We start from the raw sequence: 24,725 nt of genomic DNA, 5'->3' as shown, positions 1-24,725 counted from the left end.
TCCTTCAAAAAAAGTATTTTATAATTTATCTTCAAATACAAGCTTGTATATTCTCTCAGACGATTTATCATCCTTATAATAATTCACAAGATCGTTTATAACCATCCTTTCTTCTCGGTAATAATCTGGATTCTTTATACTCTTTTCAAGTTCTTCTAAAAATTCTTTGAAATTCTGAACCTTGGGCCCTGGCGTCCAAAACTCAAAAGGTTCAAGTACAAAACCCCTCCTTTTTTTGTATTCATCAAGATCGGGAACAACAAAAATAATGGGCTTGTCAAGTAAAAGAAAATCGAAGTATACTGATGAGTAATCTGTTATAAGGATGTCGACACAAGGCAATACATCATACAGATCTATGAGGTTTTCTTGTAATGTTTCTGTTTTTATGAGTTTAACATTTTCCATACTTCTAAAGTATTTTATGGCTTTTTTCTCTTCTAATGGATGGAATTTCACAAGACATAAGATTTCATGTTCTTTGAGGAATTCTTGGAATTCTTTTCCGCTGAAATCTCGAAGGTTGAATTTGTGGGAAATAAATTTGCCATCTTCTCTGAAATCCGACTTTCTGAATGTAGGCGCGAATAGAACAAACTTATCATACTCTTCAAGGTCAACCCCAAAAATCTTTAGAATTTTTTTCTGACAACTTTTAAGTTTATCATTTCGTGGCTGACCTGTAACAAATATACGACGAGGGTCTTGGTTAAAACAAGCAGCAAGAGCATTCTTCATAACAACAGAAGTCGCAATAAAATAATAATTCTTGTCATCAAAATTAAATGGCAAAAAAACATCCCTATTTTCCTCTTCAGCATAACCCATCGCCTTTAAAGGCATGCCATGCCAAACATTAACAAAAACTTGGTTTTTTGCTCTTGCAGGATGAATGCCATGTGATGTTACAATATATTTTGATCTGAGAAACTGCCACAATCTTTTTAAGGTAAACCTCTTATATTGGGGCACATTAATTTTATCATTTATTTCATTTACGGTCCATATGAGTCTATAATTTGTATTTAGAGACTTGATATAATCATATAATGCCTTTGGATTATCTGAAAAATCCGGATAACTTTCAAAGAGTATTTGATTATTATTCTTGGGTATTAGATAATTTAGTAGTTTGATTATAAACATGATAAATAATAAAAGTTTTTCTTTGACTATCATACGACTCCTCTTTTATTTATTTAATGTTTTTAACAAAATCAATTAGATGCTTGATTCTAAAAATGTTTGCCATTTCTCTGCGATTACAGAGGGGCTTCTAGTCTTTAGTATATATTCTCTGAGGTTTTCACCCCATTCACGGAGTCTTGAAGGGTTTTCAACGGCTTCTACAAGCTTTTGGATCATTTCCTCTTCGTTTTCTGCTATGATACCATGGATTCCATCTTTTAGTTCTTCGAATTCTCCTTTGAATTTGGCTATTGGAACTGATAGGTAGCCGGCTTCCATTACTGCATATCCGAGTTCGCTCATTTCATATCCAAGGAGCATCATATTCGCTGATTTAAGATAGCATAAGAAGTCTTTTTGGTAACCCATCATTTTAATATAGGGATTATCTACTTTCAGTGTATCGCCGAAAACTAAAAGTTGAATTTTTTTGCCTGTTCTTTTATTCGCTTCGGTAATTATCCTCGAGAGCTTCGGAATACTCGCAACCTTAGAACCACCTATGCTAACATATGTTATGAGAGTGAAATCATCAAAGGACAAATTTTTACACTCATTTACTTTTTTATCCACATTCTCTGGTATGAAAGCATTTGGTATAACAACACCTTTAACACCATTTTTTTCCATAGTTATCCTAGAAACCGCAGTCACGCGTCCTTTATAAATGAATGGTATGAAAATTAAGCGATGAAGGACCCAATTGAACAATGCATAAAAGAAGTAGAGGAAATTTATAATACTTGGATTTGTCCAAATTTCAGTTAATATTTCATCGGTAACCCACCCGTGAAGTGTTAAAATTATAGGTTTTTTACATTTATATAATTTAAGAGTATTTCTAATACCAATCGGGCCATGTACATGAACTATATCAAACTTTTCTAAAAGCTCCATATTTATTTCGCTTTCATTAAGTATACGTTGTACTATCTTCAAGTACCATTTCCTATCTTTATCCATATGTATTCGTTCGTCAATTACATACCCCTCATAACCAATCATTTCAAGACAATGTAAATATGATTTAATCGCAGAATAAATACCCGTTTTCTTTTTTCTGTAGAAACCGAAGGGATCTATTATCAATATTTTTTTCTTAATGATCTATCACCTCTATTGTTCTATATTTTCAAACTATAAACTTCCATATACTTCAGCTCTTCTTCTCGATAATTATGAGTTTCATCATGTTTATACCTTTCTTCTAAGTAGCGTTTGGATTAGTAAATTCCGTATAACTTAACCAAATAAAATCCTTGAACCTCTGTTATCATATATAACGCTCTTATCTGCGATTAGTCGAAGGTATTTTGTCAATGGCTCCACATTATGCATCTCAAGTTTACCATTAACAAACCTTGGAGGCCTGAAGGGTACGTCCTTGAATATGAGGCCTCGGTTTATGTTTAAATGTCTTAAATATATGTAATCGCCTTTCGTGAACGGACCGCTATTATTGAAGAACAAATTATCTATCCTCGGCTTTTCATTGAAGCCTAGTAAGATTCTGTTGTTACCTACTCTGTCTGTGTGTATTATTGAGGTCTTGTTGCCATGATTGTCTAACCAAATTGCTCCGGTAATCTCACTATCATAAATGAAAGTCTCATATCTCCTTTCTCCGTCATTATTGTAAGCATAGGAATATGGTATACCAAAGAAATAATATTGTAAATAATTCGTACATAAAAATCCTAAGATCAGGAGTGTTAATACGATGATTTTCATCATCTTTTCCGGGTTAAATGGTATCTTTTTTGTGTAATCTATTATAAATTTTACACCTATTATGAAACAGGGCGCTAAGATCACAAGTAATTGAGAAAAGAGTCTTGTGCCACCATAAGCCTTTGAAACATAAGGTAGGATGACAAATGATGCGAGCATGGCCAATATAACAAGCGTAGATGCAATATACTCATCATTTACCCGATATTTTTCTCGATACTCTTTCTTGAAAAATAATGCTAAAACTCCCACGCCAATAATCGCGAAAATAGTATCATGGACAAAAGCGCTCAAGAAATTGGGGAAGTGTGCCAAACCAATACCCAGAACCGCCTGTTCTGAATAATTCCTAAGTTCCAAAGAAAAGAAATTCGCCATACTTTTAAAAGTTTCAATAATAACACCTAAAGTGTCCCTGAAGCTTGGGCCTGTAAGCTGCGCATACCACAAAAATATTAAAATGAAAAAGAGCAGAGCCAAGTTTTTGTTGGAAAATGTCCCTGAATATTTCCACGGGATGGGTAATTTCCATTTTAGGTGCTTGCTTGCCCAGATAATAAATGGTGGTAAAGCCACAACAGCAAAGAAAACATAACTTGAAGTATAATGGGATAAGACCGTGGCAACAATAAATATTATGAATATTGCCTTCTTATAGGATTCTCTTATTGAAGATGTTAAAATCATTATGGCCGCGGCAAAGAAAATGAATGCAATGAGTTGACGTGCATATTGTCCCATGTAAGTATATGCGAATTGGAACATTAAAAGTAGAGTAGCATAGAATCCAAAGCTCTTACTTTTAAGGATTCTACGCGACAGGACATACATGGGCAAGGGCACAATAGCCCCCAAAACACAATAATAAAACTTAAACACAACCACAGAAGAAACATCCAACAAACACTTGTAAATGGCCGGTAATATCGTAACATTCAGACAACCATTATAGGCATTATAAGGGTCATGAATATTCCAATGCTGATTTATCAGAGTCCTTTTGAAGCAGTAATATTCCATGTGGATGTCCCTTCCAATAAGATAATTAGATGGTAAAGTATTCAGGGCAAGAAGTGAAAATCCGACGCACCACAATGTTAGAGGATAAACAATAGGATGAACCTTCCTCTTCTCCAAGACCAAAGCAATAATATATACTGGTATGCTGAACAACATAAAAAGTAAAATAATATTATTGGAATAGGTATTCATCATATAGGATCCGAGGATGGTTAAAACCGGTAAAAAAAGAGGATAAAAAATTATAGGATGGGAAAACACCTCAGTCCATTCCCTATCAAATGAAACCTTCATTTCATCAGTTTTTCTCATGCAAATAAACAATAAAATAACTACAAGGAAATTCAACGAAACTAAAATGGGCACTAGACTCAAAGGCCTGGAAACCAATGGATATAGACTATTTACAATAAGTCCCGTGAACATGAGAAGAGCCAAGCTCAATCCAACAGACAAGACAAACTTTTCAATAGGCCTAATATCAAAACCTCTAACTGATATATAACCAGGGATTATGCTGAAGAATAGGAAGGGCAAAGATTGTCTTAAAAATGGAATATCAGCTACAATACTAATATCCGTGAGTATTAATAGTATTAGGATGTAGAGTATGTCTCGTCTCACACTTTCTTCCTCCATGCATGGATCAATCCTATACTATAATTGCCCCTTAAATTTACCTCGAATCCCTCCAACTCTAGCTTTTCTATTATGTCATTTGGGTGTTTGTTTGTAGGTTGCGGATGATACTCTAATATTATCTCCTTAAATGGTGATAATTGTGCTTCCTCTAATACTTCGTATTCGCAGCCTTCACAATCCAATTTTAATCCACGAGGAACTATACTATATTCTTCTATTATTTCATTTAGTGTAGTGGAATCTACAGTTGTCTTGTTTTCACCTTTTGTATATAGGGAGGCCATATGGCTTTCTCTTGTTATATCTAGTTTGATTTTTCCTTTTTTGGTAGATATTGCTTTGGTTTATGTAATGGATTTTCCTTGCGAGATGGGGATTAAGTTTAAGATTTTCTTCTCCGATCTTATATATTTCAGGGTTAGGTTCAAATGCATAAACAGTATATCCTTCCCTTGCAAGATAAAGGCTACTGTCAGCGATTGAAGCCCCAATATCCAATATAACATCGCCCTGCTTTAGCTTTGTAAACTTGTAATCTTCCAACACAAAAATCTCCAATAAAATAAAGAGAGGTATCACATTTTTTATCTTCACATCACCAACTTCTATCATGTCATTATCTTTTTGTGCAATTATATTGTAAAGTTTTTTCCGCTGTTCAAAACTCAAATCTCTGGAACATGCGCTCACAAGCGCCTGAAGAAAATTACTCTTCAGATCATCCCTTTCAACCTTTATTTTACCCAAATATTTTAAATTTAAAGTACATTCATTGAAAAAGCCGAGCCAGAACATGAAAGCCTTCAAAGGATTCCTAACTGCCCTGAAAACCTTTTCAGCACCCCTAAGAGTATACCATGACAACCATAGTGGGCTTCTAGGATGCATCAACTTACTTGCAAATATTTTATCAAAATGCAAATTTCACCCTCTCCTTTCTTCTATTAGGCCCGTATAGATTTTCTCCAAACTATTTATATGCCTTTTTATATCATATTTCTTGCTTGATTTATGTGCATTCTTTTCTAATTTTTTGAGGATCATCGGATTTTCTGAAATTTCATTCAATATCTTAGTGAGTTCATCCACACTACCAGGTTCAAATAAGAAACCATTATAACCATCTTTTACAAGTTCTGGTATTCCACCGATTCTGCTTGCAATCACTGGCGTCGAACACATGAAACTCTCATAGATTACCATGGGGGAATTATCATACCATATTGAGGGTACAACCGTAACATTCGCCATCTTATACATGTCCATAAGTTTCTCACCACGCAGAAATCCATGAAATATTATCCTCTTATCTTTTCCTGCAAGCTTTTTCAATTTATCAAGGCACGGGCCCGTTCCTACAATATGGAGTCTTAAATTATCCCCTTTAACTTTTTTGAAACTTTGGATAAGGATATCTGGGCCTTTATGTTTAGAAAGCGATCCCACAAATAATATATCGATTATGTCATATGTTTTTTCGCTGTTTTCATTTTTTGGTTCTGTTGGGTTGGGGATCACTATTTTCCTGGAATTTTTGAATAAGCCTTCAGATTCGAGCTTTTCGAGCACGAATTTAGATGGTGCAATAATCACATCTGGTTTGTGATCTATAATAAATTTGCGAACTCTACTATATATTTTGCAAGGTAATTTTTTATTTTTGCATATTTGGCCTTTTCCATTTAAGAGGTTGCTCCTTATACATATAGGTGTGTAGTCATGTGCAGTGAAAATCAAAGGTAGGTTAAGGTCTTTCACGGCTTTAAAAGATAGTACAGATAAACCCTTGTAATCGTGTATATGAACCAAATCAGGTGCTTCTTTTTCTAATATTCTTTTTATTTTTATGTAAGCACTTACATTAAATAATTCTATTAGGTGCCATAATGCCCTTTTTATGATATGTTGTTTACGAAACTCGGTAATTGAATAAATGTTTAAAGGCAATCTGTATATTTTAATATTATTAATAATTTCTTTGCGAATTTTTCTATTTTTGCTAGTCGTTATTATGCTAACTTGATGTCCTTTCTTCGATAAATTGTCTGCAGTCTTTTGTGCTACAATTTCCGCGCCTCCGATTATGGCTGGGGGATAAAGAGTTGAAATAAAACATATTTTCATTTTTAGCCTCCTTCTAATATGAAAAGTTTACTTCTTTTTTAAAGCTATACTCTTTATTGTAGATAATTATTTAGGCTCCTGAAATCTCTGATTTTTTTTATATTAAATGCATTTTCAACAACTCTCTTTTTTTCTTTTAAATAATATATCTGGTCCTATAAATCTTCTTTTTATTATGAATTTGAACACCTATTCATCTAAAAAATTAGTGATCATGGAAATTATGAATTTTAGATCAATAATCTGCTTATAACATTAAAATTAACAAAAAAGTTTAAAGTCTTTAAACCAGAATATCCTGATTAAGTTTAAAAATAAACATATAGAGGTAATGCCATTTTCCCTATAGCCCCATTTATTCACACTAAGCCGACAATTAAGCAATTTATGAAACAACTTCTTCATAAACTCTTTCAGTTATTTTAGCAACTTTATCCCATGTATAATTTTTTTCAACCATTTTCTTCCCATTGTAACCCATTTTCCTTGCAAGTTCAGTATCCTCTAATAATCTTATGATGGCATCTGATAATGCATCTGGATTTTTTGGAGGTACCAATAAACCTGTTTTCCCATTTTTGATAACATCTGGAATTCCACCAATTTTTGAAGCTATAATTGGTAAACCACAAGTCATCGCTTCTAGATTTACAATACCAAATGATTCCGTGCTCATGGTTGAAGGTAGGCAAAAAATGTCAGCAGCTTTATAATATAATGCCTTTTTAAAAGAATCACCAACAAATCCAGCGAACATTATATGCTCTTCAATATTTAGATTTTTTGATAATCTTTTAAGCTCCCTTTCCATAGGTCCACTTCCCACTAATATTAATTCCGTGTTTGGGATTTTCTCTACTATTAATTTCATCGCTTTTATTAGAATGTCGGGCCCTTTATATTGGATCAGATTTCCTAAAAATAAAATGATATTCCTATCACGTGTTAAACCAAGTTTTTGTCTACATTCTTCCTTTTCCAAGGGAATCTCAAAATCTTCTATATTTATGCCATTTGGGATTACTGTTATTTTATCTTTGTATTTTCCGAGAAATCTTGATTCATTAATGTAATATTTGGAAGGTACAATAACGAGATCTGTTGAATCTAGAACTCTTCGGATTAAAAATTTATTATAAAAATACAATGGTATTCTTCTAGTGATACTACCAAAACTTTCCTGCCAATCCCCATGATATGTTAATACAAACGGTATTTTTTTCTTCTTTGCATATAATAATGCAGCTATTTCGGCTGGAGGGGTGCTGAAATGTGCATGGACTATATCTGCGTCATAATTCAGGGGTTTTCTGAACAATCCAAATGAAATATTCCCTTTTTCTATTGTAAAATTTGTACCATAACGATGTATTTGAATTCCTTTATACTCTTCAAAAAAGTCCTTGGAATTAATTGAAGTCGTGAATATATTGATATTATTATGTTCTGCCATCTTTAAAGCTAGATAATAAGCTGCCAGTTCAGCTCCTCCATGCTTGTAACGGGCAAAATAAGTTTCATCAGCCAAATGATTCTTATAAGGGAAATGAGTTATAAAATAATTTATTTTCACTTTAAGGCCTCACAAACTCTCTTGAGCATTTGTATATTTTTTCAGTAAAAAGTATCTCATACCACTTTTCTTTAAAGTAGTAATATTTTATGCTGATCCTCCAAGATACTTTAAAAACATTCTAGCCGAATATATTAATCTTTGGAGTTCGTGGATTCCATTTTTTCGCAGTACTTGGCGCAATGCAATCCTAAAATAGGAAGGTGAAAGGTAATAATCTTTTAATATCTTGTTGACTTCCTCTGTTATTTCGTCTTCTGTAAGTTCTGGGTATCTTATTATGGATTTTTGGTGTCCTTGTTCGTCAAGGTACTCATTGGGGTCGCTAGTTACGAGATAACCGTTCTTATGACACCACTCATAAAATTCTGTGCCAGGAAATGGTGAAGCAACGGAAACCTGTAGTATGTCGGGTTTTATCTCCCATATAAGCTTTCTTGTGTTTTTGATTGTTTCTCGGGTTTCACCAGGCAAGCCAATAATGAAATCTCCATGTACGAGCAGATCAGCCTTTTTAGCATCCTTTGAAAATTTTCGTATATCCTCTACTGTAATACCTTTTCTGATATTTTTCAAGATGTTATTATTTCCTGATTCAAAGCCTACGATGAGGAGTCGGCAGTTTGCTTTTTTCATCTCTTTCATTGTTTCGTAATCTAGTCCGACTCTTGCATTGCATGCCCATGTTATCTTGAGGTCTCTTTCTTTGTATTCTTGGCAGAATCTCAAGACCCTCTTTTTGTTTATGGTGAAGGTATCATCCTCAAAGAAAACTTCCTTTACTTGTGGCAAGTTTTTTTCAATCCATTCAAGTTCGTCTAGGACATTTTCTATGCTTCTTACACGATATTTTCTCCCCATGAGTGTCTGGGGCCATGAACAGAATGTGCATTGGAATGGGCAGCCGCGTCCGGTGAATATTTGGACTTCTGGGTATAATGAGCTTCCGAGGAAATAGTCTTTGATGTTGAGGAATTTCTTGTATATTTTTGTGACGAATGGTATCTTGTCAAGGTCTTCCGATGTGGAAAGTTCCCTGTCTGGGTTATGGATGATCCTACCATTTTCTTTGTAGGATATTCCCTTTACGAGGGAGATATCATTTGAAGATTTTAGTTTTTCTGCAAGCTCCTTAAGAGTGAAATCGTATTCGTATCTTGTAACGATATCTACACCAAAACTTTGGAGTATTTTTTCCGGGAATTGGGATCCTGGAGGTCCTACCAATATGTTCTTACAATTATAGTTTTGTTTTATGTATTCTGCAACTTTGATGTCGTTGTTGAGGCTAGGAAAACTACTATCTATTATTATCAGTTCTGGTTGGAATTTTTCTATATCTTTTAGGACATCTTTTTTGTCCCAGTTCCATGCGGGTGCGTCTACAAGTTTGATTTTGTGATATTTATCAAGGAGGGCTGCGGCATATGATAACCATATTGGATAGTAGAGTGTTCCACCCCGTCCGGTGTCTTGCCATCTCATTCCACGCCCAAAATGAGGCATATAAGGAGGATTCAGGAGGTAAATTTTCATTTGAAAGCACCTCTTATCATCCCAGCTCCATACAAGAAAATCCAAAGATTAACAAGAGAGAAAAAGGTTAAAGTTCGACACTCTGAACTATGTGTATACAATAATGCCACAACGAGCACTCCCACCACATTGAATACTAATATTGTGAGGAATATATAAAAGAAGAATTGGCTATAAATTGAAAGTATCAATAATATTATAAGTAATATCATATATAGTGGGGGTGCGAAGTGGAACCAGCGGGCCATCCTAGGGTGTATTTTGGTTGATTGCATCCTGCCAAGTCCATAATAGTATGCCATCTTTGCATATTTTTTCCAGTTGGGTCTTCTATAATGTTTGACTCGTGCAAATGGCGTATAAATTATCTTGTAGCCCTTTTTTCTTATCCTATAATCTAGTTCTTCATCATCCGTTGTCACTAAGTTGTGATTGAAACCTCCAACCTCTTCGAGGACGCTTTTACGGTACATTACATTACAGGTGGGGTTATGGTGGATCTCATGTACTTTCTTGCCTTCATAAGCGTATCTTGCACCTGGTTTGCTCAAGAATGATAATGCTAATCCAACACATTTTGCGAATGGTTTATCGTCCTCTGGTGTAACATTAGGCCCTCCAACAGCAGCAACGCCATCATCGAATGGTTCGAGGAGTCTTTTTATCCAATCTTCTTTTACTATGCAATCTGCATCCGTGAAGGCTATGAAATCACCATTGGCCTTTTTAAAGCCGATATCCCTGGCCTTTGAAACTCCAACGCCTTCTGTTTCAATGTACTGATAATTGAATGACCAATTTGTCTCGAGTATAAGTTCTCTGGTGTTGTCTGTTGATCCATCATTAACTATAACTATCTCTAATAGGTTATCTGGGTAATCTAGCTTTTCCATGGCTTGGAGGCACTTTTTAAGGATCTTAGCTTCGTTCCTCATTGGTATTACTACTGAGACGCGTGGGAGCATTTATAACACCTTATATAGTGGCGAATTTCCTTTTTAGCATGTATTTTATGTGTCTCCATCCGTCTTTGAATGAGTGTAGTTTGGCTTCTCCTTCTCGTTTTCTGTATGGTATGGGTATTTGTTTGATTTTTAGGTTTTTTTCGGTGGCTTCTATGACCATTTCTATGGCGAATTCCATTCCAGGCGCCTTCAGATCTAACTTTTCAAGGGCCTCTCTTGTAATGGCCCTCATCCCACAATGCGTGTCTCTTATATTATTGTTGAAGAGGATGTTTAGTATTTTTGATAGTATGGGGTTTCCTATGTATTTGTGGAGGGCTGGCATTGCACCATCTTCCATCATGCCATTTAGACGGTCTCCTATTACGAAATCATATCCTTTGAGTATTTCTTCTATGAATTTTGGTATCATTTCCATGGGGTATGTGAAGTCAGCATCTCCCATGATTATGATGTCACCCTTGGCCTCCTTGAATCCTCGCTGATAAGCATTACCATAACCTCTTTTTTCTTCTCTTACGACCTTTGCACCGGCTTCGGCTGCTTCTTTGCCTGTATTGTCTTCTGATGCATTATCAACTACAATTACTTCTACTTTGAATCCTTCTTGTTTGAGTTTGTCTGTGGGGATTGATTTTATGGTTTTTCCTACAAGGCCTTCTTCGTTAAGGGCTGGTATCACTACAGAAATTAGCATTGAAATATTCCTCCAGAACTCTAAAATCTTTTTAGTTAATTTTGTTTTTTATTCTCCCCTTTTTTATAAGTTTTTTTTGTTTTTATGGTTTATGATTTTTTTTATTAAGTTTACTTGGGGGGATGTCAGATCAAGGTTTTGGGAGGGTTTTCTTCGTTATTCCGCCCTATAACGAACAATTGTAATTTGGAGGTTTCGGTGAGGGGTAGATTTAGTTCTTTGTAGTGTGCTTGGGAAATGTGAAACTTCCATTTGCAATTGACAGTTTTCCGGACGTGAAAGAATGGAGAAGGTTTCCTGGAAAAATTTCAGGCAATATTTGCAAAATGGAGCAACTGTAGGGTATTGCTTGGTTAAATCCTGGAGGGTGCACTCTCCCCCATTTATGTTCTTCGATCCCCACCTGATAGTAATCTTTTTATACGATTTTGTATTATCATATTATTGGTGGTGGTGTATGAGGAGTTTCTTGTTCCTTGTAGCAGTTTTCTTGTGTTTTTATTTTGTGGGTGGTTCTTTTGCTGTGAGTTTATCTTATGATGAGGTTTGTGACACTTCTAAGATGATAGGGAATTATACAGCATCGCAGAACCGTATACCATCAGTGGTTGTGGTTAATGGGAAGAATATAACATCAGACAATTATTTGTATGTGGCGTCCTCCACTGTCCTGAACCTTAATCAGGGCAAACGGACCGGTATTTCATTACCTGATTATAATCCGCCTACTAATCCGAGTGGGGTGGCAACAGGAACACTATACAAAAGCGGATATTTGCAGGCGGCCCAGAACATCAAAAACTTCATGGAATCCAATGGCAGGTCGCCGAATTATGCCAACACAGCCATTGGACAAGTGCGCTACGAAAGCCTGATCTATGCCTATGCAAGGATAATAAACTTCTACAACAGCACAGGCAAACTACCAGACCACATCACAATACAGCAAATAACAAAAAAGGGAGGAACCATCACAAGGCCACGGGCCGACTACACCTACAAAATCGAAGGTTACACCACCTATTTCATGGATAAGAGCACAGGTTCTATCCAGTCATTGCAATGGGACTTTGGAGACAACACAACAAGCACTGAAAAAAAACCCGACACACACCTACAAAGCAGGAACATACACCGTAAACCTTACCGTCCGGGGTTATGGTGTCACATCCACTAGGACGATGATGTTGGAGGTTATGCTTGCGACAATTCATGTTAATTCAACAGCAGTAACGTTTTTGGGACAAACTTTAAACTTAACCTTTAAAATTCCTCTTAACAATACAGCCAAATGGATTAGTATAGGGGCCATGGCTACAGGCCCATTCAATGAGACAGTATTCCTTGTGGAGGATGGTGTAGCATATAAACTGGCAGAGCTAACCAACCCATTCTATCAAGTGAACAGGCAAAGTCAAAGAGAAATTGTCTGGACCGCCACCGCAGGACTGAACAGACTCATAGAAATCTGCACAAAACTCGGACTCGACGAATTCGAAACAATAAATGAATACCTCAACAACTTCAACCTAACAGGACAAGAAAAGAACTTCATCCTAACAAACCATGGAAGATGCATAGACATCCTCCAAGTCAACATAGAATATCCTGGCGAAGAAAGTGTCACAATAGCCAACATAACATTCCCAGGGAACCGATCAACAAGGACGCTCCTACTACTCTACACAAACGGCTACTACATACACCCCCCAGGAGAAACAGCACCCAACATAATAATAAATGACACCCTAACCTGGGAAGCCAGCAACTATGACGCCATTATAACCTACACCATAGCCACCAAAAAAATAACAAACCAGACACTACAATACTGGCTAAACAAAGAATACCCTCCAGGACCATTAAAAGCAGCCTACGGACTATTCCTCGCAGGCCTCGAAACAATATACCTCCACGATCTCATCGCAGACCAAGCAGCCGCAAAATACAACACAACATGGACAAGAACCAAGCCAGCGATGGTCTCAGCAGGAGACCACAGCCCAGCGACATGGATAAGCCTGGAATGCAACCACAACATGGGAGTGAAAGCCAACGGAACAACACAAAACCTGAAAGCATTCAACTACGCAAGGACATCCACAATAAACCCAATAGAATACTATGTTATGGAAGCCCTATTCCCAGGATCAGACCCCACAACCGCCCCAATAACAGGAATAGGCCAGAAACTACTCAATGGAGAGCCACTAGACATCCTCGAAACCGAAAATTATACTCTAATCACTGACAACCAAGGAAGATACATCATAATAGACCATAAAACAGGAATAGTCAGAGACATAATCTACAATCTTATGGGAGCATACTGCTACTACCACCAACAAACAGAACTAGCCAAAAAACTTGGGAATGAAATTTTGAATGGGAGTGGTTGGTGGAAATTTATTGGTGTTGCTGGTGTTTCAACAGCCGAGGCTGCTGTGCTTGAACTGGGTGTGCTTTCAGCCCCAGAAACCCTTGGTTTGAGTTTGGCTGTTACCCTGGCCGCATATATTATCATGGAGCATCCTGAATGGCTACCATACATCAAAGACGCCGCAATAATGACACTACTACTAACACCAGCTGGCATACATCTTGCTATGGCGTATGCATGGTTGAGTAAGGATGCTACATACTTTGAATTACTTTTAAAGAAGATAACGGATCCTAATGAAGTCTTGGATAATGTGATAAAAGAGCTTCAGAATAATTTAGATCCAAATAGTTTAATAGGACCCGATGGAAAAAGAGGAAATATCCTTGGGTTTTTCCGTGATAGATATGTGAGGTTCTATAACTCTCTTAAGAGGGGGGATATCGTGGGTGTTGTGAAATATGGTATTGAGCTTATTACTGGAGGGATAACGGTTGGTTCGTGGGCGGTGAGTGGCTTTAAGGAATTTGTGAAGGCTGTTCTTGAAAAAGAAACTGGAGGAGGTTAAATTGGATTTAAATGCACTCATATTTATATTTCTATTAAGCGTAGTCTTCATTTTCATAGAATATTCTCTAGGAAAAATCGCGTTGGGATTAATTGAAAAAGAAGAGTATGAAAAAGCCATAAATGTCTATAAGCTCCTCATATCAAAAACTGAGAAAGATTTATTCAACATAGGATTCTGTTTCACCAAAAACAAAGAATACCAAAAAGCTTTAAAATATTATGACAAAGCATTAAAAATAAATCCGGAATATGCAGAAGCATGGAACAACAAGGGAATAATACTAAAAGAACTTAAAAAATACAAAAAGGCACTAAAGTGCTACAACAAAGCCCTAGAAATAAACCCTGAACTTATAGAAGCATGGAACAACAAAGGAACAACCCTTCAGGAGCTGGGCAAATATGATGAAGCATTAGAATGCTACAACAAAGCCCTAGAAATAAACCCAAAAAACATTGAAACATTAACTTACAAGGGAATAACATTATCCAAAATCGGCAAATACAAAAAAGCCCTAAAATACTTCGACAAAGCACTCAAAATAGACCCAAAAAACAAACTATTACACAAGACCAAAGCAGCACTTCACAAAAAACTTAAAAACCAAGAAAAAGCTTGATATTACAATCTCGAAAATGTCGCAATGATTACACTACTACTAACACTAGGTGGTCTGCCAACATTCATCACCTACACATTACTAACAGGAGACACACAACCAATACAAAACTATCTTGAAATACTATCAAGACAGCCAGACGGACGGACCCGTAGAATGGTAAATGAGTATAGAGAAGCCGTAGATATTCTAAGGGCGGTTAGCAGTGGTGGTGTTGGCGATCCCGACGATATAGAAAGGGCTATGAATAATTTATGTAAACTCATGAGGGATGAATGGGAGCTGTTCAAGGAGGCTTTAAAGGATGGGGATGTTGTGGAGGCCATAGAACATGGAAGCACTATAATAGGCACCGGGATGGGCGTTGCGGCCCTGTTAACATATGAGAATCGCGAGGCGATAGAGGCATGCATACTAGGATTCAAAAACTACCTAGAAAAGAAGTTGAGAGAGGCTGGAGCATGAATCCCCTTAAGAAGATAAAGGATTGGATAGCCAGGGGAAAGGCTGGATGGCACCTCAACGGGGGCCGATCAAGCCTAAAACAGGGAAAATACAAAGAAGCTCTTAAAGAATTCAGGAAAGCCCTCAAGGCGAGTCCAAACGACCCGGAAATCTTGCACTATAATGCAATGACACTACTAAAACTCAAAAGACCAGAGAAAGCCTTAGAATGTTATGAAAAAATCCTCAAAAACAATCCAAAACTAGCAGAAGCATGGAACAACAAAGGAGTAGTCCTTAAAGAACTTAAGAGATATGATGAAGCAATGGAATGCTATGAAAGGGCACTACAAATAGATCCAGAAGACGATGGAACATGGAGCAACAAAGGAGCGCTCCTTGACACAATCGGTAAACCTGAAAAAGCAATAGAATGCTTTGAAAAAGCACTAAAAATAAACCAAAAAAATGCAAAAGCATGGTATAATAAAGGTAACGGATTACGCAGTCTTGGAAAATATGAGGATGCGCTGGAATGCTATGAAAAAGCATTACAGATAAACGCAGAATTCGTAGAGGCATGGAACAACAAAGCACTAATTCTTGAAGAACTTAAGAGATATGATGAAGCAATGGAATGCTATGAAAGGGCACTACAAATAGATCCAGAAGACGATAGAACATGGGCTAACAAGGGAGTACTCCTCAGGAAACTTGGAAAATATGAGGAGGCGCTGGAATGCTTTGAAAAAGCCCTTGAAATAAACCCAGAATTCGTCGATGCATGGAAATGGAAAGGGATAATCTTGGAAGACCTCAAAAAACCAGAGGAAGCCCTGAAATGCCACGAGAAAGCCCTCAAACTAAACCCCCAAAACAAAACACTATGGTACATGCAAGGAAAAACACTACAAAAACTTGGAAAACACCAAAAAGCCAAAAAATCCTACAAAAGAGCCCTGAAAATAGACCCAGAATACAAAAAAGCCAAAAAAGCCCTGAAAGAACTCCAAATGAAAGGCTAAAGTCACTCTTGGGGTAATAGCACAGCAAACCTTTGAAGGCTTAAAGAACAGCGAGAGAAAAGCCTTCATGGGTCTTATAGCTTCAATGCGACTCGCCCTAAATAACCCCATAACCTTTGATATACTCGGTTATGGCTTGGTGGGTCAGGGCCTCTAGGAGTTAACATAGCAGCATACGCAACAACAATACACTCCAACCTCAACAACATTACAGGCAGCATCAAAGAATTTATAGTGGAACATCAAACATACATCCCATGGGATATTGTAGATGCAGTAGGTGTGGTTGGTGGCTGTTATTTTATGTTAGAAGGAGGATCCTTTGCGGCAACTGGATTTAGCCTTATTGGTTGTATTAAGGGAGAAGGGGATTTGATTCTTAATATAAGGGATCATTAGGGAATACTGGAAGTATATATCCCTTCATCGTGGCCCGATATATGGATACAAACTGGAAGCATACATTGGTGCGGATAATTGTATACACTATATTGAAATACCGAAGAACCCTGATGGTAGTTTGAGGTGGGAGGATGCTCGATACATTTAGGCTTCTTTATTATATTGCGGTTATTTTGTCATCTTTCATGGTTCCAGTAACTTTGCTGGCCATTAGATCATATGCAGTGATGCAGGCACAGGTCAGATTATTGTTAGTGTTTCTTTTAATGATAAATTTTGTACTCCTATTTTATCTAGTCTAAGAAAGCGTTTAAAGGCGAAGAAAAAGGGGCAATCGAAATCCTCACATTTATAATATTTTTACTACTTATAATTGTTCTTCCAGGTGCTCCTGCTTAACAAAACACGGGAGATATCATGTATTATCACAGCTAACATATGATGTGCAATTATCATGATGCTGAAAATGCCAAGAACCTTGATGGTACTCTACGGTGGGGATGAGGCAGTATTGGCTTTTGCTTGATAAGCTTTTCTGTTTTCACCTAGTAGTAATCTTTTTATACGATTTTGTATTACTATTTTATTTGGGGGGTGAAAAGAATGTTAAGAAGGGTTTTGTTTTTCGCATTGTTATGTTCCCTTCTTATAGGTGGTGTTTCAGCATCGAATTCAACATATGATATAGTGGCGCCGGGTTGCACTTCTCAAAACCCTGGTAATGTAACCATAGAGATAAACCAGACAAAGGGTTGGACAATATCAGGACCTGCAGGATCGCCACCATCCCAAGATAAATATCCTAGTTAATCCAGATGACGTGACTTGGATAAGCGTCTATTTCAGAGATGCCGGGCCAATTGAACATTTCGAGGATGATACTGGAGCAGTTGAACAAATAGGCGTGATCGTAAATGGTCAGACCATGGGAAAATGGAGCTTCTATGACCCATGGCTTTACGAAGGATTCAGAGAAGGATGGCCAAGCGACCATGAAACCTGGAAATCCTATTAAAATCGCTTTCAAATACAAACCCGCATATCAATCATGGCCTTCCCTCCTATTCAGCAAAGATGTGAACGTCCATTACAAGAATTTGTGGGCGGGTGGTGATGCAGGTTTTGAAGAAGTGATAAGCCTGTGCATAGCTGGACCCGAGCTCCCAGATCCAATCAGGGCAAACTGGGAAACATGCCACTTCGAAACACCATGGAAGACAGCGGCCTATGGAACATTCCTAACAGCATTCAAAACATTGGGATGATGCCCTGCGAATAGCAGCCCAAAACCTACATACATCCCATATTCATGATCTGCGGCGTCACCAACCTCGGATTCATCGGAGGGGACGGATATACTTACATGCACACCCCAGCTTGCACCCTCATTAGCCACAATGACTACAATCTCTGGGATGAAATGAACAGCGACCCCCGCGATTATCTCAAAAGGGTGAAAGCATTTAACATTGCAAGAGGCCTGCTCATCAAAGAACTAGAAACAATAATGCTAAATAAAATAGGGATCAACACGATATCCCCAGTTAAGGAAATCCTAAGCGCATTAGAAAACGGAAATGCAACCATCTACCATGACCCATGCTACATAGAATACCTAGAGATAGATACACCAGGCCAAGTCTACATGTTTATAGACCTTGCATCAGACGGGCAAACAATAATCGACAAATACTATCCACTACTAGGATGGCTAAGCGGCGCAGCAGGAACAGGAGGAGCATGCTACCACAACACACACCCAACAAATAAAAATAAAAAACTGGAACGAATTTCTCAAAGGATTGTTCTTTGTAGGTCTGGGTACTTTGAAGTTGATTATCGCATGTACTGGAGAGGCTTGTAGTGAAGGTCTACTCACTCCAGAATGCATCTCCGAGCTAGGGGGTGATATTTCTCTAATATGGGGCGGTCTAGATACGATAGATAAGAGTGTGGAGGTAGTGGAGGTGGTATAGAGATGATGGATGAGAGTGTGGAGGTTTAAACTTGCACTGGACCATATCTATGCTAGAGATGATTGGTATCATAGGTTCTCTCATAGGAGCGCTAGGGCTCCTCATAGGAAAGAGGTTGGCTTTTCTTTTCTGCGGGTTTATAAGTAGTGCGCTGCTTGCTGCTATCTATGCTATCGAATCAGATGTTTGGGGAGTTCCTCTACCCCTCAGTTTTTCTTTCGTCCTCTTATATTGGATAGGGAAAGTTAAGGGGATGAAATGGACAGAGACTAGGATATTTCAGGTTACTCTAACTATTATTACCTGATATTATTAGTTCGTCTTATCAGGGATATTATGATATGGCTTGGCATGCTGTGAGAAAAGGTCAAAACACCAATCCTCAAAGAGAATGATGTCAAGGATCCCTTCAAGATCCCTGGATGAAGCATTGGAATGGTACAGGATGTTGCACACCAATTCTACAATCAACGCAACGACGTTCAAACACCTAGTCCTTAACTGCCATGTTATTAGAAAGTTTACTCTGAAAAACCCCCCAAGCTTGGGTGGGATGAAACATTGAGGTGCATAAGGTACATTTTTTAGTTATCTATCTGGGTGGTGTGGGCCATAATAGACAGCATATTATTGGAGATGATCAAAACCCTAACATGGTTTTGGTGTCCACATTTTGCTATAGGCTTCGCCCCCCCTAATTCTTTTGAGCAAATAAAGGAAAGGCTGCCATGACAAAACAATCATGGGGGGACTATCAGCACCCAGAGTGTGTGGATCCTTGGATAAAGAAGTTGAAAAAAATACTTTACCGTGCGGGATGGAAAAAGCAAATATGGAGCTCCCTGGCCTTGTAAAATACTGGATAACCCTATTTTATTAAGTGCATAGCAAAAAAAGCGATACTATACAACTCCCAAACCATGTAACATCGTATCAAAATTTGTGTAAATAATAAAAATTCCGCTACCGAATGCAAGCGAAGGTGCGGGCTAATCATCGGACGAATAAAGCGGGTCTTAGGTGGGTTTTCGGGCTGATGGTTTGTTTAGGGTTAATTCGGCGGTCTTATTTTGTTATATTAGATAAAGTGATCTAGACTAAGTGGTGAGAATGCTAGATCTTTTTAAAATGTTTTTAACATTGTTAAAATGCTTTTTATTTTCTTTTTGCGTCGTTTACCCCATTGTATTATTATTTTTGGTTATTGGAAGTCTTCGATTGTGAATTCCAATGTTTCCTATTGGTGTATTTCATTAAAATCCAGTGCCTACACCCCCATGTTTCAAAATATTTAGAAATATTTGGATCTTTTACATAGGTGATATTAATTGTTAAAATGCTGGAAGTAGCTAGATCATTAAATTCTTGCATGTAATATGAGGGGATATGTTTTCTCCCACAGTCTGCACGAATTATATCAATCATTTGCTTGGTAGAAAATTAGAAGGTATTCAATACAAAATTATCGTTCCTAAAAAGATAAGTGACTATAACATCTGTCTTCAAGATTATCATAATGACAAGAAGACATTAGAAGCCACTACGCATACTTGAATAATGATAAGAGCAATTGAATGGCCTCCTTAGAGGAGTATCTAGATGTAGAAGATGGGAAAGGCTTGTAGCTGATAGTCGTATGTGCCCGTCAGCACACTTTTCACCATATGTTGCACATATTATGATTAACTTGTATGCTACTTTAGATAAGAGTGCCATTGGACATTATGTAGGGATTGAAGCGCTTATAAGATTTTCGCTGGACTTCCAGCGCTTCCACATTTTGATTCTGGTTATTATAACCGCAAAGCTTTCCAGCCACGCCCTGAACATAATAGTAAGATCCATGATGTATTGCATGAAGAATTGGCTTTTTACAGAGGATGATCATATTTTTGGCGGCTTGCAAATAAAAAAAATATAAAAATATAAACTTGATGTGTGAAATATATTTTATATCTTCATCCCTTTGGATTTATGAACGATTTTAGTTCGAAAATTTATTAAAGTTAGGGTGAAACGATTGCTGACTTCCGAAGAGATATTGAGAAAAATAGATGAAAATAAAGATAAGATTAAAAGATTTGGAGTTAAAAGGATAGGTTTGTTTGGATCATATGCAAAAGGAAGGCAGAGAGGTAAAAGTGATATAGATATATTGGTAGAATCCGAAAAGGGCGAGGCAACCCTTGAGAATTTTCTAAATCTTGGAGAATATCTAGAGAAGATACTGGGTAAAAAAATTGATCTCCTTACAAAAGAGGGAGTGAAAAGTATAAGGATAGAACATATTCGAAAAGACATTGAGGAGAATGTGATATATGTCTCGTAGAGGTGATAAAGAGTTTCTGCTTGATATACTTGAAGCTTGTAACAGGATTATTAATTTCACAAATATGGTATATGATAAATTTGTAGAAGACATAAAAACACAAGATGCAGTATTACGAGATATTGAGATAATGGGTGAGGCCGCTAAGAATATAATCTGATGAACTGAAAGATAGACACAGCGATATAGAATGGAAGAAGATCGCGAGAATGAGAGACAAACTGATACACTTTTATTTCGGGGTGAATCTAGATATAGTCTGGGACGTTGCCAAAAATAAAGCTCCGGTGTTGAGAGATAAAATTTCAAAACTATTTTTGGAACTCGAGTGAAAAAGGCGCGTTTAAAAACTATGAATCTTATAACAGCTTTTCTCATGTAAAAGGATAAAGATAATCTTAAATACAATTAAGAAAACTTGAATTCCGCAAAAACTAATACACCTTAAACTCTCAGCTGATAAAAAAACGTTGAATAAGAAATTAATTTCATGTTATAATCACTTTACAAGATTACTCCTAGTTTTCAGTTTATATTTTCGTTTCTGCTGTGGCTGCGCAGGTTGTCATTTTATTCAACATATTCCTGAGATCTTCTTCCACTCTTTCATGGTCTTGGCGGTTGAAGTCCCTTATAAGTTCCCTGGCCAATTTTGAAGCATCTTCAAAGTAATCTTTCGCCCAATTTACCTTGGAGCATATGGTTTTTCCGAGTGTTATCTCTTTTTCGCACCCTTTGAATATTTCTAGCATGAGTTTGTCCAATTCCTTGCTATTGTTTAATTGTTGGTATTGTTCGAATAGTCTGAATGTTTCTATTATGAATGCCTTTGCCCGGTCAGCATAATGGAATACAAGTACTTCATTATCCATTGAAGGTTGCACCTCCTTACATATTCCCTTTTTATCTTCCACTTTACATAATCTTATTGTAGGAGGGGTTTTAGTGATTGTTAAGAATGTTATAGATTGTAAGTATGAAAGAGTTTTGGATGGTACCCTGCTCTGTGAACTTTTGCATCCTCAACATGAAAGCTTGAAGATGAATTTTAGTTTGGCTCATGCCATCCTTAAACCTGGCGAGGCTTCGCTACCACACCGTCTAAAAGAATCCATGGAAGTCTACTATATCCTAGAGGGCGAGGGTATAATGCATATTGATGATGAGACGAAAAAGGTCAGGATGGGAGATGCTATTTATATTCCAGCCAAGGCTGTGCAGTATATTGAGAACAGTGGCGATTCCATGCTTTCCTTTTTGTGTGTTGTGTCTCCTCCTTGGCGAAGAAAAAACGAAGAAGTACTATAATAATTTTTTAATGATGGAAACCTCAGTAGCTAAAAATAATTAATTATTTGATAGTAAATCGTAATACCTTGGGCATGGAGTCCATGGATCTTCGAAGTCAAAATTATGGGGGAATAAAAAGGGGTCAATTTTGGATTTTGATAAATGTTTCTACCCTTAAGTTAATAAAAGTTTAGATATTGTAAAAAAATTGGGATTTTATGTTATATGAACAGAAATATTCTTACAAAATCGGAAGCTTTTAGAAAAATATTTAAAGTTTTTCTTACATTTAATTAATACCATTAAAGACAATTAACCACAGCTGATATTAGATAATGAGATGAAATTCTTGGGAGAAGTGGATTTAAATGATTTCATTCAAGAATATAAAGGCTGAGAGATTATCTTCCCAAGGAAGAAAGTCGAAATATTTGATAGACAGTAAAGAATGTTTTGCTGAGGAAGTTGCATTGCTTCATTACAAAAAAGAGGGATATGATGGAATCTGGGCAGAAAATTCATATTGGTGGATGCTACTTTCTCTACTTTTCTGGCATGTTATTTTTGCTAAAATAGAAAGGCTTATTCCCGATTCTAAAAGTTTTATGCAGCTTAATGGCATGCCTTCTGATCTTTTCGAGGAGGAATTTTATGAAAGGCGTAGAGATCTTATCAGGAACAGATGCCAGGAACTCTTACATGGTGATATAATACAAAAATTAATTGAATCGTACGAGGAAAACTATGGCAAAAATTGTAGACTTATTGAGGACTGGAATGCATTTAGTATCGATGAATTAGCAATTCCCCTTAAGTTAGTGGAAAGGGAAAAGTTGTTAAAAATATTCCATAGGCTACTTTCTGATTTCAATAACAATAGAAGAGGCTTGCCAGATTTAATATTATATAATGATAATGAACTTTTTTTTGCGGAAGTGAAATCTGAAAATGACAGTATAACAGAGGACCAACTAAAATGGCACGACTTTTTATCAAAACTTGGATTTAAAGTAGAATTAGCCCTCATAAACCATACAAAAAGGCAGATTGAAAATAAGAAAAGGATTTACAAGCCCAGTAGTGGTAAAGTGACTATAACATTTGGTTATTCAACATCTAAGTATAGAGAAGAGGCAATAGATTTCATCAAAAGGCAAGAAACATACTTTACTGAAGGGGAAGGGAAAGAAAAGATTTATGGTGCCACATTCGAAATCAATGAAGATGACATTGAAAAAATATATAAACTTCTTGACTACACAACCGGTTGGAAAACGCAAAAAGTTATAGTAAATGGCGAACAAATGAAGTCAGGGACTCTGAGGAGCGCACTTTGGTGTTTCAGAAAAAAATGCACTGAAAACAAGCCTCTAGATTATTGTGAAACAGACGATTACAGGAACAAACATTTAAAATCAGGATGTAAAGGAATTTATGCTTTCGATGAAAAACTAAAAGATGGACTAGAAAATGGGCAATGGCTAAACTACGGTTACGTGGACACATCATTCCAGAAGTGGATCTTTAACAAAGAAGAGTTAAAATCAAGGATCAAAAAGTTGATAGAAGATATCCAATTATGTCCTCTCTTCAAGGACGATAATATTTGGGGTTTAGTTGAAGACCTCCCTCCAGAAATTGACCCAAAAACAGATGAGGAATGGGCTTTTATTTCCGCCAATTATGATTACTGGTTCTGGCACAATGGGAAATGGCTAAGTAATTTCGGTGACACCAACTTTCCAGGAATCCACTTCATGATTGGAGTAAAAAAATTAACTCCTAAAGAAAAAATGGATGTAATTTCAAGATCCCATGAATATAAAATAATTTGAAAAAGAATAAATGTATTACAAGGAGATGCCGTACCTAAATGTTAAAATAAGCTCCGAGAAAAAAATCATTTTATTAAATTTTTAAAATTTTGCAGATAATACGATAGAAGAAGAAATGTACTGGAAGAAGTAAACTTCCAAAATCAAGTTAATCTTTTTTTTTTAGTACTTCAATTTTTGGTTCTTGGAACAAGAAAAGTTCAGATGATTTTTTTGTTAAATTAGGTCAACAAAATGGTCTTTTTGAATATTCCAAAGTAAAGTTAAAGTTTTGAATTTAATTTGATGAAGTTTTGTATTATTTTTTGATTTTAAGATGATTTAAGTCATAATTTAAGAAAGCTAAAGTTTTGTGGAATTATTTTCCTGCTGACTTTT

Annotated in this window: 27 protein-coding genes and 1 pseudogene; 16 read left to right on the top strand and 12 right to left on the bottom strand. The window is 36.6% G+C overall.

The window, feature by feature from the left end; translation table 11 throughout:
* Positions 1-18 precede the first annotated feature (18 nt).
* From QFX38_07520 to QFX38_07510, 3 genes are all read right to left on the bottom strand, one after another.
* The gene (locus QFX38_07520; protein MDI9624718.1) at positions 19-1,179 is read right to left on the bottom strand and encodes a CDP-glycerol glycerophosphotransferase family protein; all 1,161 of its coding nucleotides are present in this window, start codon (positions 1,177-1,179) and stop codon (positions 19-21) included.
* Positions 1,180-1,221: 42 nt separating this feature from the next.
* Entirely contained in the window at positions 1,222-2,151 is a 930-nt protein-coding gene (locus QFX38_07515; GenBank protein ID MDI9624717.1) for a glycosyltransferase family 4 protein, read from the bottom strand.
* A gap of 279 nt (positions 2,152-2,430) precedes the next feature.
* The gene (locus QFX38_07510) at positions 2,431-3,762 is read right to left on the bottom strand and encodes a DUF2206 domain-containing protein (protein ID MDI9624716.1); all 1,332 of its coding nucleotides are present in this window, start codon (positions 3,760-3,762) and stop codon (positions 2,431-2,433) included.
* A 487-nt stretch (positions 3,763-4,249) separates the two neighbouring features.
* Here QFX38_07510 and QFX38_07505 point away from each other — a divergent pair, with 487 nt between their 5' ends.
* Positions 4,250-4,444 (top strand): hypothetical protein, encoded by a 195-nt coding sequence (locus QFX38_07505; GenBank protein MDI9624715.1) that lies wholly within the window; start codon positions 4,250-4,252, stop codon positions 4,442-4,444.
* A 115-nt stretch (positions 4,445-4,559) separates the two neighbouring features.
* On the opposite strand, the gene QFX38_07500 is transcribed toward QFX38_07505, so the two are convergent.
* From QFX38_07500 to QFX38_07470, 7 genes are all read right to left on the bottom strand, one after another.
* Positions 4,560-4,865 (bottom strand): FkbM family methyltransferase, encoded by a 306-nt coding sequence (locus QFX38_07500; protein ID MDI9624714.1) that lies wholly within the window; start codon positions 4,863-4,865, stop codon positions 4,560-4,562.
* Entirely contained in the window at positions 4,840-5,502 is a 663-nt protein-coding gene (locus QFX38_07495) for an FkbM family methyltransferase (GenBank protein MDI9624713.1), read from the bottom strand. Before QFX38_07495 ends, QFX38_07500 begins: the two co-directional genes overlap by 26 nt.
* 3 nt (positions 5,503-5,505) lie before the next feature.
* Positions 5,506-6,705 (bottom strand): glycosyltransferase family 4 protein, encoded by a 1,200-nt coding sequence (locus tag QFX38_07490; protein ID MDI9624712.1) that lies wholly within the window; start codon positions 6,703-6,705, stop codon positions 5,506-5,508.
* Between the two features lie 385 nt (positions 6,706-7,090).
* A complete protein-coding gene (locus tag QFX38_07485; protein ID MDI9624711.1) occupies positions 7,091-8,233 on the bottom strand; it encodes a glycosyltransferase family 4 protein in 1,143 nt (380 codons plus the stop codon).
* A gap of 132 nt (positions 8,234-8,365) precedes the next feature.
* Positions 8,366-9,763 (bottom strand): radical SAM protein, encoded by a 1,398-nt coding sequence (locus tag QFX38_07480; protein MDI9624710.1) that lies wholly within the window; start codon positions 9,761-9,763, stop codon positions 8,366-8,368.
* A 47-nt stretch (positions 9,764-9,810) separates the two neighbouring features.
* Positions 9,811-10,779: a glycosyltransferase gene (locus QFX38_07475; GenBank protein ID MDI9624709.1), complete on the bottom strand. Its 969-nt coding sequence runs from the start codon at positions 10,777-10,779 to the stop codon at positions 9,811-9,813.
* 10 nt (positions 10,780-10,789) lie between these two features.
* Entirely contained in the window at positions 10,790-11,476 is a 687-nt protein-coding gene (locus QFX38_07470; protein MDI9624708.1) for a glycosyltransferase family 2 protein, read from the bottom strand.
* Between the two features lie 457 nt (positions 11,477-11,933).
* Here QFX38_07470 and QFX38_07465 point away from each other — a divergent pair, with 457 nt between their 5' ends.
* From QFX38_07465 to QFX38_07415, 11 genes and pseudogenes are all read left to right on the top strand, one after another.
* Positions 11,934-12,653, top strand: coding sequence for a pseudomurein-binding repeat-containing protein (locus QFX38_07465; GenBank protein ID MDI9624707.1), 720 nt, complete (start codon positions 11,934-11,936; stop codon positions 12,651-12,653).
* The gene (locus tag QFX38_07460; protein MDI9624706.1) at positions 12,547-14,424 is read left to right on the top strand and encodes a hypothetical protein; all 1,878 of its coding nucleotides are present in this window, start codon (positions 12,547-12,549) and stop codon (positions 14,422-14,424) included. The genes QFX38_07465 and QFX38_07460 overlap by 107 nt, the downstream gene beginning before the upstream one ends.
* Positions 14,399-15,046 (top strand): tetratricopeptide repeat protein, encoded by a 648-nt coding sequence (locus QFX38_07455; protein MDI9624705.1) that lies wholly within the window; start codon positions 14,399-14,401, stop codon positions 15,044-15,046. Before QFX38_07460 ends, QFX38_07455 begins: the two co-directional genes overlap by 26 nt.
* Before the next feature lie 24 nt (positions 15,047-15,070).
* A complete protein-coding gene (locus tag QFX38_07450) occupies positions 15,071-15,511 on the top strand; it encodes a hypothetical protein (protein ID MDI9624704.1) in 441 nt (146 codons plus the stop codon).
* Positions 15,508-16,425 (top strand): annotated as a pseudogene (locus QFX38_07445) (tetratricopeptide repeat protein). Before QFX38_07450 ends, QFX38_07445 begins: the two are co-directional and overlap by 4 nt.
* Positions 16,377-16,532 (top strand): hypothetical protein, encoded by a 156-nt coding sequence (locus QFX38_07440; protein MDI9624703.1) that lies wholly within the window; start codon positions 16,377-16,379, stop codon positions 16,530-16,532. Before QFX38_07445 ends, QFX38_07440 begins: the two are co-directional and overlap by 49 nt.
* A gap of 988 nt (positions 16,533-17,520) precedes the next feature.
* Positions 17,521-17,727, top strand: a complete 207-nt coding sequence (locus QFX38_07435) for a hypothetical protein (protein ID MDI9624702.1) — start codon at positions 17,521-17,523, stop codon at positions 17,725-17,727.
* Between the two features lie 10 nt (positions 17,728-17,737).
* Positions 17,738-17,932 (top strand): hypothetical protein, encoded by a 195-nt coding sequence (locus tag QFX38_07430; protein ID MDI9624701.1) that lies wholly within the window; start codon positions 17,738-17,740, stop codon positions 17,930-17,932.
* Positions 17,910-18,182, top strand: a complete 273-nt coding sequence (locus QFX38_07425) for a hypothetical protein (protein ID MDI9624700.1) — start codon at positions 17,910-17,912, stop codon at positions 18,180-18,182. The genes QFX38_07430 and QFX38_07425 overlap by 23 nt, the downstream gene beginning before the upstream one ends.
* Positions 18,183-18,226: 44 nt before the next feature.
* Complete coding sequence (locus tag QFX38_07420; GenBank protein MDI9624699.1) at positions 18,227-18,781, top strand: hypothetical protein; 555 nt, start codon at positions 18,227-18,229, stop codon at positions 18,779-18,781.
* A gap of 143 nt (positions 18,782-18,924) precedes the next feature.
* Positions 18,925-19,200 (top strand): hypothetical protein, encoded by a 276-nt coding sequence (locus QFX38_07415; protein MDI9624698.1) that lies wholly within the window; start codon positions 18,925-18,927, stop codon positions 19,198-19,200.
* A 1,223-nt stretch (positions 19,201-20,423) separates the two neighbouring features.
* Here QFX38_07415 and QFX38_07410 read toward each other — a convergent pair.
* On the bottom strand, positions 20,424-20,609 hold the full coding sequence (locus QFX38_07410) for a hypothetical protein (GenBank protein ID MDI9624697.1): 186 nt from the start codon (positions 20,607-20,609) through the stop codon (positions 20,424-20,426).
* 304 nt (positions 20,610-20,913) lie between these two features.
* Here QFX38_07410 and QFX38_07405 point away from each other — a divergent pair, with 304 nt between their 5' ends.
* Together QFX38_07405 and QFX38_07400 are read left to right on the top strand one after the other, a co-directional pair.
* A complete protein-coding gene (locus tag QFX38_07405; protein MDI9624696.1) occupies positions 20,914-21,222 on the top strand; it encodes a nucleotidyltransferase family protein in 309 nt (102 codons plus the stop codon).
* Positions 21,212-21,382: a DUF86 domain-containing protein gene (locus QFX38_07400; protein MDI9624695.1), complete on the top strand. Its 171-nt coding sequence runs from the start codon at positions 21,212-21,214 to the stop codon at positions 21,380-21,382. The genes QFX38_07405 and QFX38_07400 overlap by 11 nt, the downstream gene beginning before the upstream one ends.
* 370 nt (positions 21,383-21,752) lie before the next feature.
* On the opposite strand, the gene QFX38_07395 is transcribed toward QFX38_07400, so the two are convergent.
* Positions 21,753-22,094: a hypothetical protein gene (locus QFX38_07395; protein ID MDI9624694.1), complete on the bottom strand. Its 342-nt coding sequence runs from the start codon at positions 22,092-22,094 to the stop codon at positions 21,753-21,755.
* Positions 22,095-22,167: 73 nt separating this feature from the next.
* On the opposite strand from QFX38_07395, the gene QFX38_07390 reads away from it, so the two are divergent.
* Positions 22,168-22,530, top strand: coding sequence for a cupin domain-containing protein (locus tag QFX38_07390; GenBank protein MDI9624693.1), 363 nt, complete (start codon positions 22,168-22,170; stop codon positions 22,528-22,530).
* 350 nt (positions 22,531-22,880) lie between these two features.
* Positions 22,881-24,347 (top strand): VRR-NUC domain-containing protein, encoded by a 1,467-nt coding sequence (locus QFX38_07385; protein ID MDI9624692.1) that lies wholly within the window; start codon positions 22,881-22,883, stop codon positions 24,345-24,347.
* The last annotated feature ends 378 nt before the right edge of the window (positions 24,348-24,725 follow it).

It is taken from the genome of Methanothermobacter sp., assembly GCA_030055615.1.
In the GTDB taxonomy this organism is placed as follows: Archaea; Methanobacteriota; Methanobacteria; order Methanobacteriales; family DSM-23052; genus Methanothermobacter_A.
Note: the sequence above shows the minus strand (reverse complement) of the source record. Positions and strands in the feature narration are given on the sequence as shown.

Bases quoted from the DNA above. Each gene is read 5' to 3' on its own strand.
- QFX38_07515 (MDI9624717.1), bottom strand. From the start codon at position 2,151: ATGGATAAAGATAGGAAATGGTACTTGAAGATAGTACAACGTATACTT.
- QFX38_07500 (MDI9624714.1), bottom strand. From the start codon at position 4,865: ATGGCCTCCCTATATACAAAAGGTGAAAACAAGACAACTGTAGATTCC.
- QFX38_07450 (MDI9624704.1), top strand. From the start codon at position 15,071: ATGATTACACTACTACTAACACTAGGTGGTCTGCCAACATTCATCACC.
- QFX38_07470 (MDI9624708.1), bottom strand. From the start codon at position 11,476: ATGCTAATTTCTGTAGTGATACCAGCCCTTAACGAAGAAGGCCTTGTA.
- QFX38_07490 (MDI9624712.1), bottom strand. From the start codon at position 6,705: ATGAAAATATGTTTTATTTCAACTCTTTATCCCCCAGCCATAATCGGA.
- QFX38_07480 (MDI9624710.1), bottom strand. From the start codon at position 9,763: ATGAGATGGCAAGACACCGGACGGGGTGGAACACTCTACTATCCAATA.
- QFX38_07400 (MDI9624695.1), top strand. From the start codon at position 21,212: ATGTCTCGTAGAGGTGATAAAGAGTTTCTGCTTGATATACTTGAAGCT.
- QFX38_07505 (MDI9624715.1), top strand. From the start codon at position 4,250: ATGCAAATAAACAATAAAATAACTACAAGGAAATTCAACGAAACTAAA.
- QFX38_07440 (MDI9624703.1), top strand. From the start codon at position 16,377: ATGGTACATGCAAGGAAAAACACTACAAAAACTTGGAAAACACCAAAA.
- QFX38_07520 (MDI9624718.1), bottom strand. From the start codon at position 1,179: ATGATAGTCAAAGAAAAACTTTTATTATTTATCATGTTTATAATCAAA.
- QFX38_07385 (MDI9624692.1), top strand. From the start codon at position 22,881: ATGATTTCATTCAAGAATATAAAGGCTGAGAGATTATCTTCCCAAGGA.
- QFX38_07425 (MDI9624700.1), top strand. From the start codon at position 17,910: ATGAAACCTGGAAATCCTATTAAAATCGCTTTCAAATACAAACCCGCA.
- QFX38_07420 (MDI9624699.1), top strand. From the start codon at position 18,227: ATGATCTGCGGCGTCACCAACCTCGGATTCATCGGAGGGGACGGATAT.
- QFX38_07465 (MDI9624707.1), top strand. From the start codon at position 11,934: ATGAGGAGTTTCTTGTTCCTTGTAGCAGTTTTCTTGTGTTTTTATTTT.
- QFX38_07435 (MDI9624702.1), top strand. From the start codon at position 17,521: ATGTTAAGAAGGGTTTTGTTTTTCGCATTGTTATGTTCCCTTCTTATA.
- QFX38_07395 (MDI9624694.1), bottom strand. From the start codon at position 22,094: ATGGATAATGAAGTACTTGTATTCCATTATGCTGACCGGGCAAAGGCA.
- QFX38_07475 (MDI9624709.1), bottom strand. From the start codon at position 10,779: ATGCTCCCACGCGTCTCAGTAGTAATACCAATGAGGAACGAAGCTAAG.
- QFX38_07410 (MDI9624697.1), bottom strand. From the start codon at position 20,609: ATGGCACTCTTATCTAAAGTAGCATACAAGTTAATCATAATATGTGCA.